Raw genomic sequence first — 16,026 nt, forward strand, 5'->3', positions numbered from 1 at the left:
ATACGCCAATCTCAAGTAGCTTTGGGATTGGATTGGCATGATGTTCACGAAAACAAAAGGAGATTCATACATGAACAAACAGGAGAGTGACATTTTGAACGCACTTTTGTTGGAACCTTTCATCAACCAACGGATTTTAGCAGAAGTGTCAGGACATTCATTAGGAGTAGTTAATCGTTCACTCAAGGAGCTTATTAAAGCTGATTACCTGGACGATTCGATTCGCCCTACCATGAAAGCCATCACTGAGTTTAAGCAGAAAACCCCGCAGCGGGCTATTATCCTGGCAGCAGGCTTTGGAATGCGTATGGTTCCAATCAATACGGAGATGCCAAAAGGTCTCTTGGAAGTCAACGGAGAACCGCTCATTGAGCGTATCATTAAGCAACTTCATGAAGTGGGAATTAAAGAAATCTATGTAGTTGTGGGCTTCATGAAAGAAAAATACGAGTATTTGATGGATGAGTATGGCATAGAGCTAGTAGTAAATGCAGATTACGCGACAAAGAATAATCTGCATTCCGTTAAACTTGTAAAAGAGCATCTGGAGAATGCGTACATTATCCCGTGCGATATTTGGTGCGACCGAAATCCCTTCCATCAACATGAGTTGTATTCGTGGTATATGGTCAGCGATCTTGTGGACAACGAAAGTAACGTCCGAGTTAACCGTAAAATGGAACTTGTGGCTGTGCCAGAAAGCTCTGGCGGCAATGCAATGATTGGTATCTGCTATTTGGTGAAAGAGGATGCAGATACCGTTGCAGAACGCATTGATGAACTTTGCAAAAATCAGCGATACGACGGAGCGTTCTGGGAAGAAGCACTTTATAATAAAGACCGGATGATCGTAGCTGCTCGTGTGGTTCATTCCACAGACGTTGTGGAAATTAATACCTATGAGCAATTACGAGAAATTGACAGCGATTCCAACCAGCTGAAAACAGATGCCATTCGGGTGATTTGTACAGCCTTAGGAGCAAAGCCAGAAGAAGTTACAGATATTACGGTTCTTAAAAAGGGTATGACGAATCGGTCTTTCCTGTTCACTTGTAAAGGAAAGAAATATATTATGCGTATTCCGGGAGAAGGAACCGATCAGTTGATTAACCGCCGAGAAGAAGCTGCAGTTTACCAAACGATTGATGGAAAGCATATCTGTGATGATATTGCATATATCAACCCGGAAAATGGCTATAAAATTACAGAGTTTCTGGAAGGAGCCAGAGTATGTGATCCATCGAATTACGAAGATGTCAAAAAGTGCATGAAACGGCTGCGATACTTCCATGAAATGAAGCTAAAAGTGAATCATGAATTTGATATTTTCGGCCAGATGGAATTCTATGAAACGCTGTGGGAGGGAACACCTTCTGTTTATAAGGATTATGAAAAAACAAAAGCAAATGTTCTGTCACTAAAGCCTTATATCGATGCACATATTGGAGAAAAAGTCCTGACACATATTGATGCAGTGCCGGATAATTTCCTGTTTGTGGAGAAAGATGGAAAAGAAGAAATTCGTCTGATTGACTGGGAGTATGCAGGAATGCAAGATCCTCATGTGGATGTAGCAATGTTCTGTATTTACTCACTTTACAATAAGCGGCAGGTGGATCGACTGATTGCTGCTTATTTTACAGAGGGGTGTAATGATGCAACCAGAATCAAAATTTATTGCTACATTGCAGCCTGTGGTCTGCTGTGGAGTAACTGGTGTGAATATAAGCGTAATCTTGGTGTGGAGTTTGGTGAGTATTCTCTTCGTCAGTATCGATACGCAAAAGACTACTATCGAATTGTTCAAGAAGAATTGAAAAAGCAAGGGGAGGAAAAGTAAATGCCAAGAGTAGAAAGAGCCATTATTATGGCGGCAGGTTTAGGAAATCGAATGCACCCGGTAACACTGACAAAACCAAAACCTTTGGTTAAAGTGAATGGGGTTCGAATGATTGACACAGTCATTGATGGTCTGCATAAAAACGGAATCAATGAGATTTATGTTGTTGTAGGATATCTGAAAGAGCAGTTTGTGACACTTGAAAAGGAGTATCCTGGTGTTAAGCTGATTGAAAATCCTTACTATGATACCTGTAATAACATTGCATCGCTTTACGTGGCAAGAGATTACATTGAAAATGCGATTATTCTGGATGGCGATCAGATTATTTATAATCCTGAAATCCTTGCACCGGAATTTGAACACTCGGGTTATAACAGTGTTTGGACAGATGGCGAAACGGATGAGTGGCTTCAGACTGTTGAGAATGGCATTGTTACGGCATGCAGTCGGACAGGTGGAAAAGGTGGATGGCAGTTGTACAGTATTTCTCGCTGGACTGCAGAGGATGGAAAGAGACTGAAACATCACCTGGAAATCGAGTTTGAACAAAAGAAGAACCGACAAATCTACTGGGATGATGTGGCGATGTTCTGTTACCCGGAGGAGTATCAATTGGGTATCCGTCCTATGAATAGGGACGATATTATAGAGGTGGATAATCTGAGCGAGCTAATTGCTTTGGATGCCAGTTACAAAAAATATGTGGAGGATAAGTAAATGAATACGAAAAAAGAACATGGGAAAATAGACTGGATGATAACACTGGTGCCTTTGGCAATCGTAGTTGCATTATGTGTTCTATTCTTTTTTGCACCGGAGCAATCGAATGCGGTGCTGAGCCAGATCCGTTTTTTCTTTGGTGATACCTTTGGTACCTATTACTTAGTAATTGGATTGGGAATTTTCATCCTTTCTCTGTATATTGCCGGTTCTAAGTATGGTAACATCGTCCTTGGCGAGCCGAATGAAAAGCCAAAGTATCCTTTCTTTGCGTGGGGCTCAATGATGTTTACCTGTGGCCTTGCAGCAGATATTTTGTTCTATTCGTTCTCGGAATGGGTGCTGTATGCGACGGATCCTCATCTGGCAGAAATGGGAAGCATTCAGAATTGGGCAGGCGTATATCCTCTGTTCCATTGGAGCTTTATTCCGTGGGGATTCTATTTGGTGCTGGCCGTTGCCTTTGGCTTTATGCTCCATGTGAGAAAAAGAAACCGTCAGAAGTATTCAGAGGCTTGCCGTCCGATTCTTGGAAAGTATACCGACGGCTGGGCAGGTCGCATTACTGACCTGTTAGCTGTGTTTGCCCTCCTTGCTGGCACTGCTACAACATTTAGTGTAGCGACACCTCTTATGGCAACCATTATTAGTGAACTGTTCCATGTTGCCGTTAGTCGTACTGTAATCAACATTATTATTCTTCTGATTACCTGCGCTGTATATACATATTCCTTGCTGCATGGATTTAAGGGAATCAGCAAGTTGGCAAACATTTGTATTTATATGTTCTTTGGCCTGATTGCGTTTGTTCTGCTGTTTGGTGGAGAAACACGGTATATTATTGAAACCGGTTTTTCTTCTCTTGGACGAATGATCCAGAACTTTGTTGATCTGTCTACGTTCACTGACCCGCTCCGTACATCGAACTTCCCGCAGAATTGGACGATCTACTATTGGGCTTACTGGATGGTTTGGTGTGTGGCTGCGCCGTTCTTTATCGGCAGCATTTCTCGTGGCAGAACAGTACGTCAGACGATACTGGGGGGATATGTATTTGGCGTCGGTTCAACACTGACAAGTTTCATCGTACTTGGCAACTATTCTATGGGAATGCAAGTCACTGGAAAGGCTGACTTTATTGCACAGTATCTGGAAAGCGGAGATCTGTATGGCATGATTGTGTCTATCATCAAAACGATGCCGGGCGCGCCTGTGATTATGATTGTTGTTCTGCTGACGATGATTGCTTTCTATGCAACTTCTTTTGATTCGATTGCATTGACAGCATCCTGCTATAGCTATCACACACTGGAGGATGGCGAACAACCGAATAAGGGAATTCAGCTGATGTGGTGTATTCTGTTGATTTTACTTCCGATTGCTTTGCTGTTCGCAGAAAGTTCTATGAACAATCTCCAGTCGGTGAGTATTGTTGCAGCATTTCCAATTGGTGCAGTGATTGTGATGATTGCTGTCAGCTTTATGAAGGATGCTAAAAAATATATGGAGAGTTTAGAAGAATCGGCAAAGAAAAAAAGTGAAAAATAACTGGAAAAATACCTGAGTGTAAATGTCAATGAGTTTCTTTACCATTGATAGTAAATTTGTTTACCACGCTCAGCCCTCAACTGAGCTATCAGGCTGAGCGGCAAACCCAGCCCATAGGGCTTGCTGGAATTCATATTAAAAACGAAACTACGATATGTCAACCGGTCAATCATTGCGGTTACCATAGTCTAATTTTCAAACATAGTCAGCCATTCCAAGAAAGCAAGGTTGGTGGATACAATAATGCTTTTTCGTTCACTGCGGTCGGCAATGACCTTAAACAGAAGCTCCGATTGATGCCGATTGAAAGTGAGATAACTTATTTCATCGATAATCAGCAGATCGCAGCTGGAAATCTACTTCTCCAGCTTCAACAGCCGGCGGCCATCCAGCGCCTTTATCAGTTCGTTGGAGAGATTTGCGGCTGTATAGAATTTTACGTTTAGCGTACCTTTCTCTCCTTGCATATAGAGTTGTCTCTATTTTACAAGGAATATGATGTTGATGGTAAACTTTTTCGTTGCCACTGTGGCCAACTATTAGGATAGCATTCACATTCGAGAATCTGCCTGACATGGAGATCCAGACCCACCCGGAGCGTCTCAAGCAGATGCTGCCTTGGGGAAAGCTCATTCAGGAAAACTTTGCATGACAAAATGAGGCACACGATTCCGAGTCGGGTGCCTCTTGTCTTTCTGTGAACGTGCTTTCACTGGACGGTTACCAATATTTGACAAAGAACCAAAAAAACATCCTGACCAGAATTGAAATGAACCCCAAAAGTTAGACAAAAATTGAATTAAGCAGCTTCAACGGTCTGAATCCTGTACTGTACAGGGCTCAGACCGTTTAGTTTTAATTTGATTCGGCGATTGTTGTAATAGTCGATGTAATCGACAATAGCCTTTTCGAGCTGGTCAATGGAATCAAATTTTTCCAGATAGAACAGCTCCGTCTTGAGCAGTCCGAAGAAGTTCTCGGCAACAGCATTGTCCAGACAAGTGGCTTTCCGAGACATACTTTGCGTAATTCCTTTTGCTTTCAGTAGATTCTGGTAGGACTTCATCTGGTATTGCCAGCCCTGATCCGAATGCAGAGTCAGATTGTCAACCTTGTCCGGCAGCTTTTGAAAAGCACCTTCCAGCATATCCGTGATTTGCTTAAAGTTCGGATGGCGGCTCAGATTGTAGCTGACAACTTCGCCATTGAACAAATCAAGAATTGGAGACAGGTAGAGTTGCTGGTCGTTCACTTTGAACTCGGTAACATCTGTGACCCATTTCCGATTCGGCTGGTCTGTCTTGAAATGCCGTTCCAGCAGGTTTGGAGCTACTTCTCCAACTTCGCCTTTGTAAGAACTGTACTTCCTTTTTGCACGAATCTGACAGACTAAACCAAGCTGCTTCATGAGTTTCCGAACCGTCTTGTGGTTCACACAAATATCGTTGTTATGCAGTTCTTTTGTGATTCTGCGGTATCCGTATCGTTTTTTGTTCTCGTTGAAGATTATAACAATCTGTTCCTTTACCATCTGGTATTTGGCAGGATTCTGAGACTGGTGCAGATAGTAGTAGAACGTGCTGCGAGGAAGTCCGGCAAGTTGCAGCAGTGCTTTCAGAGGGTATTTCTGCCTTAGTTCCTGAACTACTTGTGCTTTCTGTTTTGGCGTTCCTCTTCCAGCACCAAGGCATTCAATTTTTTTAAGTAGTCGATTTCCATCCGAAGCCGCTGATTTTCTGCAATAAGATCTTCTTCTACTTGCTTATCCAGCTTTGGCTTCCGACCTTTCTGCGTCCCACTGGCGGCACAGGCTCGTCCTCGACGCTCTAACAGAAGTGCTTCTTCTCCTTCCTCCCAATAAATGCGCTCCCAGTCCCTGAGTGTACGGTCCGAAATGCCATATTCTCTGGACGCTCCCTTAAAGCTCAGGTTTTCTCTGTGGATTCGTTTAATGATTTCTACCTTCTGCGTTCCGTTGTACTTTCGTTGTCCCTTTGGCATACAAAAACACCCCATTTCCTAAACAGTATACCATACTGTCTAACAAATGGGGTGCAGTTCAAATCGTCCGGTCAGGATGTTTTTGCATAACCTCACAGTTCAACGTCAGTTGCCATTTCTTCCATCGCATGGAACCGTTCCAAAAAGCTGTGCTCCACGCCTTCGGATTTATAGCCCGGCATGGTGTCCAGCGCGACGGCATGGATGCTGCGGAAAATGCTGTTTTCGATGTTGGGATTGTCGCGCTTGAGGCGGCGGAGCAGGAGCTTGGTCTCCTGCCGCTTGGAACCGCCGCCGCCATTGTCGCACATGGTGCAGTTCTCGGTGAAGCGGCAGGCGCACTGGATGAATTCCAGGTCGTTGTACCGCTTCCAGGCCAGAATGTCCTCCTCGCGGATGCAGTACATCGGGCGGATGAGGGTCATGCCGGGGAAGCTGGTGCTGTGGAGCTTGGGCGGCATGGCCTGCAGCTGGGAGCCGTAGAACATGCTCATGACGGTCGTCTCGATGACATCGTTGAAGTGGTGGCCCAGCGCGATCTTGTTGCAGCCAAGTTCTTTTGCCTTGCTGTACAGGTGACCGCGGCGCATCCGGGCGCAGAGGTAGCAGGGGTTCTTGTCGGTGTTGTTGGCCACCGAGAAGATGTTGCTCTCAAAGATGGTCACCGGGATGTGCAGCAATGCCGCGTTGGATTCGATCTTCTGGCGGTTGAGCTCATTGTAGCCGGGGTCCATCACGAGGAAGACCAGCTCAAAGGGGACATCGCTGTGTTTTTGCAGCTCCTGCATGAGCTTTGCCATCAGCATGGAGTCTTTGCCGCCGGAGATGCAGACGGCGATCTTGTCGCCTGCCTGGATAAGCTCATACCGTTTGACGGCTACGATGAAGGGGGTCCAAAGCTCTTTGCGGTATTTTTTGATGATGCTGCGTTCGATCATCTGATAGGGTTCGAGTTCGCGTTTCATGATTTCTCCTTATCGATCTCCGTGTGCGGCGGTCAGCTGCTGGCAGCAGACGTCGAACACCCGTAAAAATTCCTGGATCTCTGCCTCGGTGGTCAGGTGGCTCAGGCTGATGCGCCACGAGGACAGCGCGTTGCGCCGGTCATGGCTCACGGCAAACACGGCGCGGGAGGGCAGGCCGTCCGAAGAGCAGGCCGATTTGACCGAGACGCATACGCCCTTGGCATCCAGCTCCCGCTGGAACACGGTGCCCTTCACGTCCCGGACACTGAGGTTCAGGATGTGCGGGATGGCATTTTCCGGGCTGTTGATGCGCACCTCCGGGTGCTGGCACAGGGCCGCGCGGAGTTCGGTGTTCCGCTTTTGGACAGAGGCAGAGCGTTCCGGCAGGTTTTCCACGGCAAGTTCCAGTGCACAGGCCAGGGAAGACGCCAGCGCCACGGTGGGGGTGCCGCTGCGGTAGAGGGTGGTGCTCTCGCCGCCATGGATGAGCGGCTCCAGTGCCAGATTCCGCCGCTTGACCAGCACACCGATGCCGTTCAGCCCGTAGAACTTGTGGGCGGTCAGGCTCATAGTGTCCACCCCTTCAAACGAGACGGGGATCTTTCCAACGGCCTGGGTGGCATCGACATGCAGGTGGCAGTTGGGGTAGTCCTTCAGGATGGCGGCGATTTCCTCCACCGGCTGCACGACGCCGAGTTCGCTGTCTACCAGCGTGACCGCCACGGCGATGGTGTCCGGCCGCAGCAGCTCTTTCAGATGGTCAAGGTCTACGGTTCCGTCCCGCCGGATGTCCAGCAGGTCGATCTCATAGCCCTGCTCCTGCAGGGCGGTCAGGCTGCCGCTCACCGAGGAGTGCTCCAGCGGGGTGGAAATGATGTGTCTGCCCGCATGGCGGGAGAGCCGGGCCAGCCCCTTGAGCGCGAAGTTGTTGGCCTCGCTGGCACCGGATGTATAGATGATCTCGGCGGGCTGTACGCCCAGCAAAGCGGCGATCTTCAGCGTGGCAGCGTCGATCTCGGCTCTGGCGGCGGTGCCTGCCTGATGATGGGAGTTGGCGTTGCCGATGCAGCGCCGCTCTACGGAGCAGAACCGGTCGAGCACCTGCGGGTCGGCCGGGGTATTGGCGGAATAATCCAGATAGATCATTGGGTCTCCTTAAATCTCAATCCATTTAATCGGTATTATTATAGTGCGCAGGGGGCCGGATTGCAAGATGCAGGTGCAAAATGCTGCCGCAGGGGAATAAAACCTGAAAAAGAAAGCGATCGCAGAAAGAATGCCAAAAAACCGGAAATCCATTGCAGAACGGGGTGGTTTCTGATATACTTTACAGCGTACGAAGGGAAGGGGAGAGCAGAATGCACGGTTCAACTTTGCGGAGCACGGAGGCTGTTCTCCCGTCCCGAATGTTTTTTCTTCCCGAATGTTGAGGCACTGTCGCTTTTTTGCGGCAATGCCTCTTTTTTTGGAAGTAAAACGCGAAAGGAGAACTCTTTTATGAGCGAAAAGATCGATTACTCCAAAGGCATTTACGACGCGCGCCAGCTGGGCGCAGGCCGCATGTTCATTCTGGGCGTGCAGCACATGTTTGCCATGTTCGGCGCAACGGTGCTGGTGCCGCTGCTCACCGGCCTGAGCGTTTCCACCACCCTGCTGTGCGCAGGTCTGGGCACCCTGCTGTTCCATCTGGTCACCAGAGGCAAGGTCCCGGCTTTTCTTGGCTCGTCGTTTGCGTATCTGGGCGGCTTCTCCATCGTGGCCCCTATGCTGGCAGATGCAGACGGCAACCTGACCGTGGCCAATACCAAGATGCTGCCCTACGCCTGCGCCGCCGTCGCATTTTCCGGTCTGGTGTATCTGGTGGCCAGCCTGCTGATCTCCACCTTCGGCATCCGCCGCATCATGCGGTTCTTCCCGCCGGTGGTCACTGGCCCCATTATCATCTCCATCGGCCTGATCCTGGCCCCCTCTGCTATCAAAAACTGCCAGTCCAACTGGATCCTGGCCTTTGTGGCACTGGGTGTCGTGATCGTGTGCAACATCTGGGGCAAGGGCATGGTCAAGATCCTGCCCATCCTCATCGGTGTTCTGGTGTCCTACGCAGTGGCACTGGTGACCGGTGCAGTGGACTTCCAGCGCATTTCTGAGGCTGCATGGGTGGGCATCCCTCTGCACAAGGAGGCCATGGGCCTGTTTGCCATCGACGGCAGCCCGGAGTTCATCAGCGCACTGTTCACCATCATCCCCATTGCACTGGCAACCATGATGGAGCATGTGGGCGATATCGCCGCCATCAGCGCAACCGTGGGCCACAACTATATCAACGACCCCGGCCTGAACCGTACCCTGCTGGGTGACGGTCTGGCAACCACCATGGCCGGCCTGCTGGGCGGCCCGGCCAACACCACCTACGGCGAGAACACCGGTGTGCTGGCTCTGAGCAAGATCTACGATCCGCTGGTCATCCGCATTGCGGCTGTCCTGGCCATCATCCTGAGCTTCAGCCCCAAGTTTGAGGCTGTCATCAACACCATCCCCACCGGCATCATCGGCGGCATCAGCTTTGTGCTGTATGGCATGATCTCCGCCATCGGTGTGCGCAACGTGGTGGAGAACCGCGTGGACTTTACCAACAGCCGCAACCTGATCGTGGCCGCTGTCATTCTGGTGTGCGCACTGGGCTTCAACTCTGTGGGCGGCCTGACCTTCATGGTGGGCAGCGTCTCCATCAATCTGTCCGGTCTGGCCATCGCTGCCATCGTCGGCATCCTGCTGAACGCTATCCTGCCCGGCAATGATTATGAGTTCGACGCAGCCGACGGTTCTGACGCTGCCACCAGCGGCAATCTCCAGGTGTAAACAAACTGTTAAATAGGAATTATTCTTAAAATTATCCTTGACTAACCCAGGAATCATTGCTATAATAGGCTCAGAAACCAAGGCCGACCGTACCAGAGCCGGCCAAAAGAATAACTGAGAAATTATGGAGGTCTATTCTTATGAAGAAGTACGTTTGCACCGTTTGTGGTTATATTGCTGAAGGCGAGATCCCGGCACAGTGCCCCGTCTGCAAGGCTCCTGCTTCCGCTTTTGTGGAGAAGACCGGCAACACCTACGTCACCGAGCATGTTGTGGGCATCGGCAAGGCCGAGGGCGTGCCGCAGGAGATCGTGGATGGCCTGCGCGCAAACTTTGAGGGTGAGTGCAGCGAGGTCGGCATGTATCTGGCAATGGCTCGTGTGGCTGAGCGCGAGGGCTACCCCGAGATCGCTGAGGCTTACAAGCGTTATGCCTACGAGGAAGCAGACCACGCATCCCGCTTTGCAGAGCTGCTGGGCGAAGTTGTCACCGACAGCACCAAGAAGAACCTGATGATGCGTGCCGAGGCTGAGTGCGGCGCATGTGCAGGCAAGATGGATCTGGCCAAGAAGGCAAAGGCCCTGAATCTGGATGCCATCCACGACACCGTTCACGAGATGGCAAAGGACGAGGCCCGTCACGGCCGCGGCTTTGAGGGCCTGCTGAAGCGCTACTTCAACACCGAAGTCTGATCCCGTTTTTTCAAAAGCTGCTGTGTGGCTCAAGCTGCACAGCAGCTTTTTTGCTTGACGCGCCCGGCGGCAAAGCGTACAATGAGACAAAAAACGAAAAAGGAAGTTTCCTCATGAAATCGTCTTCATCCCGTTACGCCCTGCTGGACGAGCTGCGCGGGCTGGATCTGGTCAGCATGATGCTGTACCACGGCATGTGGGATGCTGTGTATCTCTTCGGGGTCGTGGTGCCGTGGTATTCCGCCGGGCAGGGGCGTCTGTGGCAGCAGACCATCTGCTGGGTGTTCATTCTGCTGTCCGGCTTCTGTCTGCCGCTGGGGCATCATCCGCTCAAACGCGGCGCGGCGGTCTTTGGTGCCGGAGCGCTGGTAACGGCGGTGACGCTGGTGTTCATGCCGGAAGATGTGGTCTGGTTTGGGGTGCTGACCCTGCTGGGCTCGGCCATGCTCCTGACGGGCCTTGTGCAGAAGTGGCTGCAAAAGATCCCGCCGGCGGTGGGGCTGGCGGTCAGTTTGATCCTGTTCGTGCTGACCTATCACACGATGGATGGCTATTGGGGGCTTGGCCCGCTGCGCTGGGCGCTGCCGCAGGGGCTGTATGCCAACTACCTCACGGCATACTTCGGCTTTTACCCGGTCTCCTTTTACTCCTCCGATTACTTCCCGCTGCTGCCGTGGCTGTTTTTGTTCTGGGCGGGGTACTACCTGCATCCTCTTGTCGGCCGCAGACGCATGGAGCCGCTGCGCCGCCCGGTGTGCCCGGCGCTGGGCTGGATGGGCCGGCACTCGCTTTTGCTGTATCTGCTGCACCAGCCGGTCATTTTCGGTGTGCTGACGCTGGTGTTCACCGTTCCGCAGCTGCTTTGAGCAGGGGAGTGGAAAAATCTGCAAAAGAGCCTTGACAACCCTGCTGCATTGTGGTATCCTGTCTGTGGTTAGAGAAACCTAACCGTTAAAATGCGCGTCCGTCTCGGATGACGCATTTTCCTGGCGATAAAAGTTAGAATGTACTAACCACAATTGAAAGAGAGGTTCTTCTTTATGAGCAAAGTAGCAGTCGTATTCTGGAGCGCAACCGGCAACACTGAGACCATGGCAAACTGCATCGCTGAGGGGGCAGGTGCTGCCGCCACCATCGTTCCCTGCGGCGAGATGAATGCTGCCAAGCTGGGCGAATATGACGTCGTGGCATTCGGCTGCCCCGCAATGGGTGCTGAGCAGCTGGAGGAGAGCGAGTTCGAGCCGATGTTCTCTGATCTGGAGGGTTCTCTGAACGGCAAGAAGATCGCCCTGTTCGGCTCCTACGGCTGGGGCGACGGCCAGTGGATGCGCGATTGGTGCGAGCGTGTCAAGGAGGACGGCGCGGTCCTGTTCAGCGAAGAGGGCCTGATCTGCAACGAGGCCCCGGACGATGATGTTCAGGCTGCATGCCGCAAGCTGGGTGCAGATCTGGCTGCATGGTAAGCCTTTTCTCTTGACAAAATGAGTTTGTCTTGATAAACTAACCGACAGAGAACCGAACGATACCGGCTTTCTGCCGGTTTTTTGTTGTATCTGGAGGAACGCATGAAACAGACCACCCCGAAAGACCTTGTGAAAAAGCGCGCGGAGGAACAACTTCTGGTGAGCGAGATGATCGCTCTTTACTGCCGCAGGCAGCACCACACCCCCAAAGGCTCGCTCTGCCTGGAATGTCAGGAGCTTCGCGATTATACGCTGGCCCGCATCGACCATTGTCCGTTCATGGAGACCAAGACCTTCTGCTCGGCCTGCAAAGTGCACTGCTACAAGCCGGAAATGCGGGAGAAGATCCGCGCGGTGATGCGCTGGGCAGGCCCGCGGATGCTGCCGGTGCACCCGGTGCTTTCCATCCGGCATGTGGTCGTGACCATCCGGGCCAAACGCGAAGCCGGGGCAGAGAAGTGACCGGTGTATAAATCTCACGGAATGGGGGCATCCTAGAAGCATCCCAGATTCAAAGAGGTGAGAACGAATGGAAAATACCGGTGTTGTCTGCGATGTCTGCGAGTGCAGCCACAATGTGAGCGGCTGCAAGTGCGACCTGCCCCAGATCAAAGTGACCGAGCACTGCTCCTGCACCACCCAGCAGATCGAGACCCCGCACTTCTGCCAGAATTACGAAGCCAAGTAACTTCGCAACTCCTACGCGCAGAAAACCGCTCGGTTCCGTGCCGAAAACAGCATGGAACCGGGCGGTTTGTGTTTTGGTGCGGCTCAGCGCAGGGCCACGCCGCAGGTGGCAAGGCTGCGCACCAGTGTGCCGACGCTCTCCTTCATCCGGATGCCCACGAAGCCCAGCGTGAATGCGGCCTGCACATTGTCCAGCCGGTCGTCGATGAAGACGCTCTCCTGCGCCTTGAGGTGGTATTTTTCCAGCAGCGCTTTGTAGATGCGGGGGTCGGGCTTGTTGATGTGCACCTCGCAGGAGGCTACGCCGCCGTCGAACAGGCCCTTCATGTCCCGATTCATCAGCAGGTCGAGCACATCTTCCGGAATATTGCTCAGGTAATAAACGCAGTAGCCGTGGGCTTTCAGCTTCTGCACCAGCTCCTGCATCCGGCGGCGCGGGCGCAGGATGTGCAGCCAGTCGTCCAGCACGCCCTGCACCTCAAAGGCGCAGCCCTGTTCTCTGGCCTTGGCCAACATCCGCTGGTTGGCCTCGAATCGGGTGATGAGCCCGGCGTCCAGCAGCTTCCACTCTTCGCTGTCAAAGGTCAGAGCGCTGACCTGCTCCTCCACATCGGCGTTGCAGAAACGGTCCACCAGATACTCCTTGGGGTCAAAATCGACCATGACGCCGCCGAAATCAAACACGATATTTTTATACATCGACACATACCTCGATCTGAATGGGTGAGTTTTCCAATTGGTTGCTGCACTCAGTATAACACAAGGGGCCGGTCTGCATCAAGCGCCGCCCTGCCGCATACAGTAAAAGAGAACACACAGCGGGGAGGGGAGCCGATGACATTCCGGGAGCTTTGCGCCAAAGAGGTCGTGCAGCTGTCCAATGGGGCCTGCCTGGGCAGGGCCGATGATCTGGAACTTGACCCGCAGACCGCGCAGGTCCGGAGCCTGCTTTTGCTGGGCAGGCCGCATCTGTTCGGGCTGCTGGGGCGGGACGAGACGCTGACCATCCCCTGGGAGGAAATCGACAAGATCGGGCTGGATGCCGTTCTGGTGCGCACAGAACTGCCTTTGCCGGAGCAAAAAAGTGCTTCGTTCTGGCAAAAGCTGCGCCGCTGGTTGGATGGATGAAAGTTTTTCATCTGTTTTTCCGGAATTAGGGTTTGATTTTACAGAAAACAGGATTATAATAGGGAACCGTGGGCCATGATTTGTGCTCGCAAACTCAAAGATCATCGCCCCATTGGGGCGCTCAGGAAGTGAAAGGAACGGTTCTTGTATGAATAAACGCGCATCCCGCACTCCGGCCTGGCTCCATGCGCTGCGGCTGGCTTTCCCGCCGGTCGTCACGCTGGTGCTTGTGGTGCTCACGGAGTGGATCGCCCGCGGCAGTCTGACCGTGGACACTCTGACCCAATACATTTTTCCCCACGCCGAAGCCTATCTTCTGGCGTGGGCGCTGCTTTTCCTCATCTGGCTGATGGTGGACTGGCTGACCCGCTTCGCGCCGCTGGCCACCCTGATCGCGGCCATTCTCGGCTGTGTCCCGGCGGCGGTGGATTTCTACACGCTGCAGCTGCGCGGTGAGCCGTTTCTCCCGTGGGATTTGGCGCAGGTCTCGGAGGCGGCGGGTGTTGCTTCCGCTGCCGGGATCCATATCCAGACCAGCATGGTGGTCTCCATCGTTCTCATTCTGCTGCTGCTCGCGGCCAGCTTCTTCCTCTACCGCGGGCGAAAAAAGCTGAACTGGAAGCCCCGCGTGCTGGGCGCTGCGGCCAGCGCTGCGGCCGTCTGCGGCCTGCTTTTCGGCGTCTTCCTGCAGCCCGCAGTCACCCAGGCCATCGGCATTCTGCCCGACGCCTGGATGCAGGACCGCTACTACCGCTACTACGGCGTGATCACCGGCTTTATGACCAACCTCACCAATCTGGAGATCTCGAAACCGGACGACTACTCGGAAGATGCCGTGAACGAGATTTTGGACGACACCGCCGCAGCCGGGAACTACCAGACGGCACCGCTCTACCCGGCGTCTTATGGGGCGGTCACGCCTGCCGGGGAGACCGAACAGAGCCCCACCATCATCTATGTGATGGACGAGTCCTACTGGGATGTCTCGGAGCTGGAACAGTATGGCTTTGCATTCGACACGGATGTTTCCGCCAACCTCCATCGCCTGCAGGAGACCAGCGCCTATGGCCGGGCCTACAGCCCCAGCTTTGGCGGCGGCACCTGCGATGTGGAGTTTGAGGCGCTGACCGGCTATTCGGTGTCCTTCCTGCCCGGCGGCAGCAAGCCCTACCAGCAGCATGTGACCAAGCCCATGTTCGCCATGCCCAATTACCTCAAGCTCAAGGGCTACCAGACCGCAGCCGTGCACTGCTTCTGGGCAAAATACTGGAGCCGCGACACGGCCTATCCGAATCTGGGTCTGGACACCTTCCTCAGTCTGGAAAAGATGACCCACGTCAACAAGGTGCGCAAGCACTACTGGACCAGCGGCCTTGTCACCGATGATTCCATGGCCGACCAGATCATCCAGCAGTACGAGAGCATGAAGTCCAGCTCGGACAAGCCCATCTTCCTGCACGCTGTCACCATGCAGAACCATACCAATTATAACAAGGACAACTACCCGGACGACGAGCGCGTAAAGGTGCTGAACGCTCCGTCTGGCATCAGCCGGAGCACACTGGGGGCGCTGGAAGATTTTGCTACCGGCATCCGGGATGCAGATGCCATGATGGGCAAACTGACCGAATACTTCTCGCAGGTGGACGAGCCGGTCATTCTGGTGTTCTGGGGCGACCACTATAACCCCATCGATTCCAATTACGATGTCTACACCACTACCGGCTATGCCAGCGATTCCAGCGCAGACCCCCGCCTGCACCAGACCACGCTGCTGATGTGGTCCAACTACAGCCAGCAGCAGGTGGACCTTGGCACCATTGCCGCTTACGATATCTCGCCGGTAATGATGGACATTTACGGTCTGGAAGAGCCGCTCTACTTCCAGTTCCTGAACCGTCAGCTGCAGGTGGCGTACCGCACGAACACCCGCGGCACCGTCATGAACCGGGACGGCACCACCACGCAGGAGCCTACTGCATTGCAGCAGCAGTGGGGCGCCAACCACTGGTTGCTCCAATACGACCTAATGTTCGGCAAGGGCTATGCCCTCAGCCGGATGGGGATGGAGGGCCTGGAAGCGGCACCGACCGGCAAATAAGAGAAAATTGCAAAATCTT

Annotated in this window: 17 protein-coding genes; 11 read left to right on the forward strand and 6 right to left on the reverse strand. The window is 52.6% G+C overall.

What is annotated here, in order from left to right; translation table 11 throughout:
- The first annotated feature begins 70 nt into the window (after positions 1-70).
- The 3 genes from ACNQFG_RS10310 to ACNQFG_RS10320 are packed head-to-tail and all read left to right on the forward strand — an operon-like array spanning position 71 to position 4,111.
- Positions 71-1,840 carry an NTP transferase domain-containing protein gene (locus ACNQFG_RS10310; RefSeq protein WP_423404832.1) on the forward strand — a complete coding sequence of 590 codons (1,770 nt, stop codon included), beginning with the start codon at positions 71-73 and terminating at the stop codon, positions 1,838-1,840.
- Positions 1,841-2,560, forward strand: coding sequence for an NTP transferase domain-containing protein (locus ACNQFG_RS10315; RefSeq protein ID WP_423404833.1), 720 nt, complete (start codon positions 1,841-1,843; stop codon positions 2,558-2,560).
- Entirely contained in the window at positions 2,561-4,111 is a 1,551-nt protein-coding gene (locus ACNQFG_RS10320) for a BCCT family transporter (RefSeq protein WP_423404834.1), read from the forward strand.
- 188 nt (positions 4,112-4,299) lie between these two features.
- On the opposite strand, the gene ACNQFG_RS10325 is transcribed toward ACNQFG_RS10320, so the two are convergent.
- The 5 genes from ACNQFG_RS10325 to ACNQFG_RS10345 form a co-directional block, all read right to left on the reverse strand.
- Entirely contained in the window at positions 4,300-4,467 is a 168-nt protein-coding gene (locus ACNQFG_RS10325; protein WP_423406583.1) for an ATP-binding protein, read from the reverse strand.
- 443 nt (positions 4,468-4,910) lie between these two features.
- Positions 4,911-5,807: an IS3 family transposase gene (locus ACNQFG_RS10330; protein WP_423406584.1), complete on the reverse strand. Its 897-nt coding sequence runs from the start codon at positions 5,805-5,807 to the stop codon at positions 4,911-4,913.
- A complete protein-coding gene (locus tag ACNQFG_RS10335) occupies positions 5,756-6,112 on the reverse strand; it encodes a helix-turn-helix domain-containing protein (protein ID WP_173016547.1) in 357 nt (118 codons plus the stop codon). The genes ACNQFG_RS10330 and ACNQFG_RS10335 overlap by 52 nt, the downstream gene beginning before the upstream one ends.
- 92 nt (positions 6,113-6,204) lie before the next feature.
- The gene (locus tag ACNQFG_RS10340) at positions 6,205-7,077 is read right to left on the reverse strand and encodes a tRNA 2-thiocytidine biosynthesis TtcA family protein (protein WP_423404835.1); all 873 of its coding nucleotides are present in this window, start codon (positions 7,075-7,077) and stop codon (positions 6,205-6,207) included.
- Between the two features lie 9 nt (positions 7,078-7,086).
- Entirely contained in the window at positions 7,087-8,223 is a 1,137-nt protein-coding gene (locus tag ACNQFG_RS10345) for a cysteine desulfurase family protein (protein ID WP_423404836.1), read from the reverse strand.
- Between the two features lie 351 nt (positions 8,224-8,574).
- On the opposite strand from ACNQFG_RS10345, the gene ACNQFG_RS10350 reads away from it, so the two are divergent.
- The 6 genes from ACNQFG_RS10350 (at position 8,575) to ACNQFG_RS10375 (ending at position 12,779) form a co-directional block, all read left to right on the forward strand.
- A complete protein-coding gene (locus ACNQFG_RS10350; RefSeq protein WP_423404837.1) occupies positions 8,575-9,936 on the forward strand; it encodes a uracil-xanthine permease family protein in 1,362 nt (453 codons plus the stop codon).
- Between the two features lie 140 nt (positions 9,937-10,076).
- Positions 10,077-10,628, forward strand: a complete 552-nt coding sequence (locus ACNQFG_RS10355; protein WP_005926148.1) for an NADH peroxidase — start codon at positions 10,077-10,079, stop codon at positions 10,626-10,628.
- A gap of 113 nt (positions 10,629-10,741) precedes the next feature.
- On the forward strand, positions 10,742-11,494 hold the full coding sequence (locus ACNQFG_RS10360) for a heparan-alpha-glucosaminide N-acetyltransferase (protein ID WP_423404838.1): 753 nt from the start codon (positions 10,742-10,744) through the stop codon (positions 11,492-11,494).
- Between the two features lie 174 nt (positions 11,495-11,668).
- Positions 11,669-12,091 (forward strand): flavodoxin, encoded by a 423-nt coding sequence (locus ACNQFG_RS10365; RefSeq protein ID WP_423404839.1) that lies wholly within the window; start codon positions 11,669-11,671, stop codon positions 12,089-12,091.
- A gap of 102 nt (positions 12,092-12,193) precedes the next feature.
- Positions 12,194-12,553: a nitrous oxide-stimulated promoter family protein gene (locus ACNQFG_RS10370; protein WP_423404840.1), complete on the forward strand. Its 360-nt coding sequence runs from the start codon at positions 12,194-12,196 to the stop codon at positions 12,551-12,553.
- 67 nt (positions 12,554-12,620) lie between these two features.
- Entirely contained in the window at positions 12,621-12,779 is a 159-nt protein-coding gene (locus ACNQFG_RS10375) for a DUF1540 domain-containing protein (RefSeq protein WP_423404841.1), read from the forward strand.
- 83 nt (positions 12,780-12,862) lie between these two features.
- Here ACNQFG_RS10375 and ACNQFG_RS10380 read toward each other — a convergent pair whose 3' ends face one another.
- Positions 12,863-13,477 (reverse strand): HAD family hydrolase, encoded by a 615-nt coding sequence (locus ACNQFG_RS10380; protein ID WP_423404842.1) that lies wholly within the window; start codon positions 13,475-13,477, stop codon positions 12,863-12,865.
- Positions 13,478-13,612: 135 nt separating this feature from the next.
- Between ACNQFG_RS10380 and ACNQFG_RS10385 the strand changes: the two genes are divergently transcribed.
- Both ACNQFG_RS10385 and ACNQFG_RS10390 read left to right on the forward strand, forming a co-directional pair.
- Positions 13,613-13,906 carry a PRC-barrel domain-containing protein gene (locus tag ACNQFG_RS10385; RefSeq protein WP_097792284.1) on the forward strand — a complete coding sequence of 98 codons (294 nt, stop codon included), beginning with the start codon at positions 13,613-13,615 and terminating at the stop codon, positions 13,904-13,906.
- 148 nt (positions 13,907-14,054) lie between these two features.
- Positions 14,055-16,007, forward strand: a complete 1,953-nt coding sequence (locus tag ACNQFG_RS10390; RefSeq protein WP_423404843.1) for an LTA synthase family protein — start codon at positions 14,055-14,057, stop codon at positions 16,005-16,007.
- The last annotated feature ends 19 nt before the right edge of the window (positions 16,008-16,026 follow it).

Source organism: Faecalibacterium prausnitzii (assembly GCF_049532945.1).
Lineage (GTDB): Bacteria > Bacillota > Clostridia > Oscillospirales > Ruminococcaceae > Faecalibacterium > Faecalibacterium prausnitzii_N.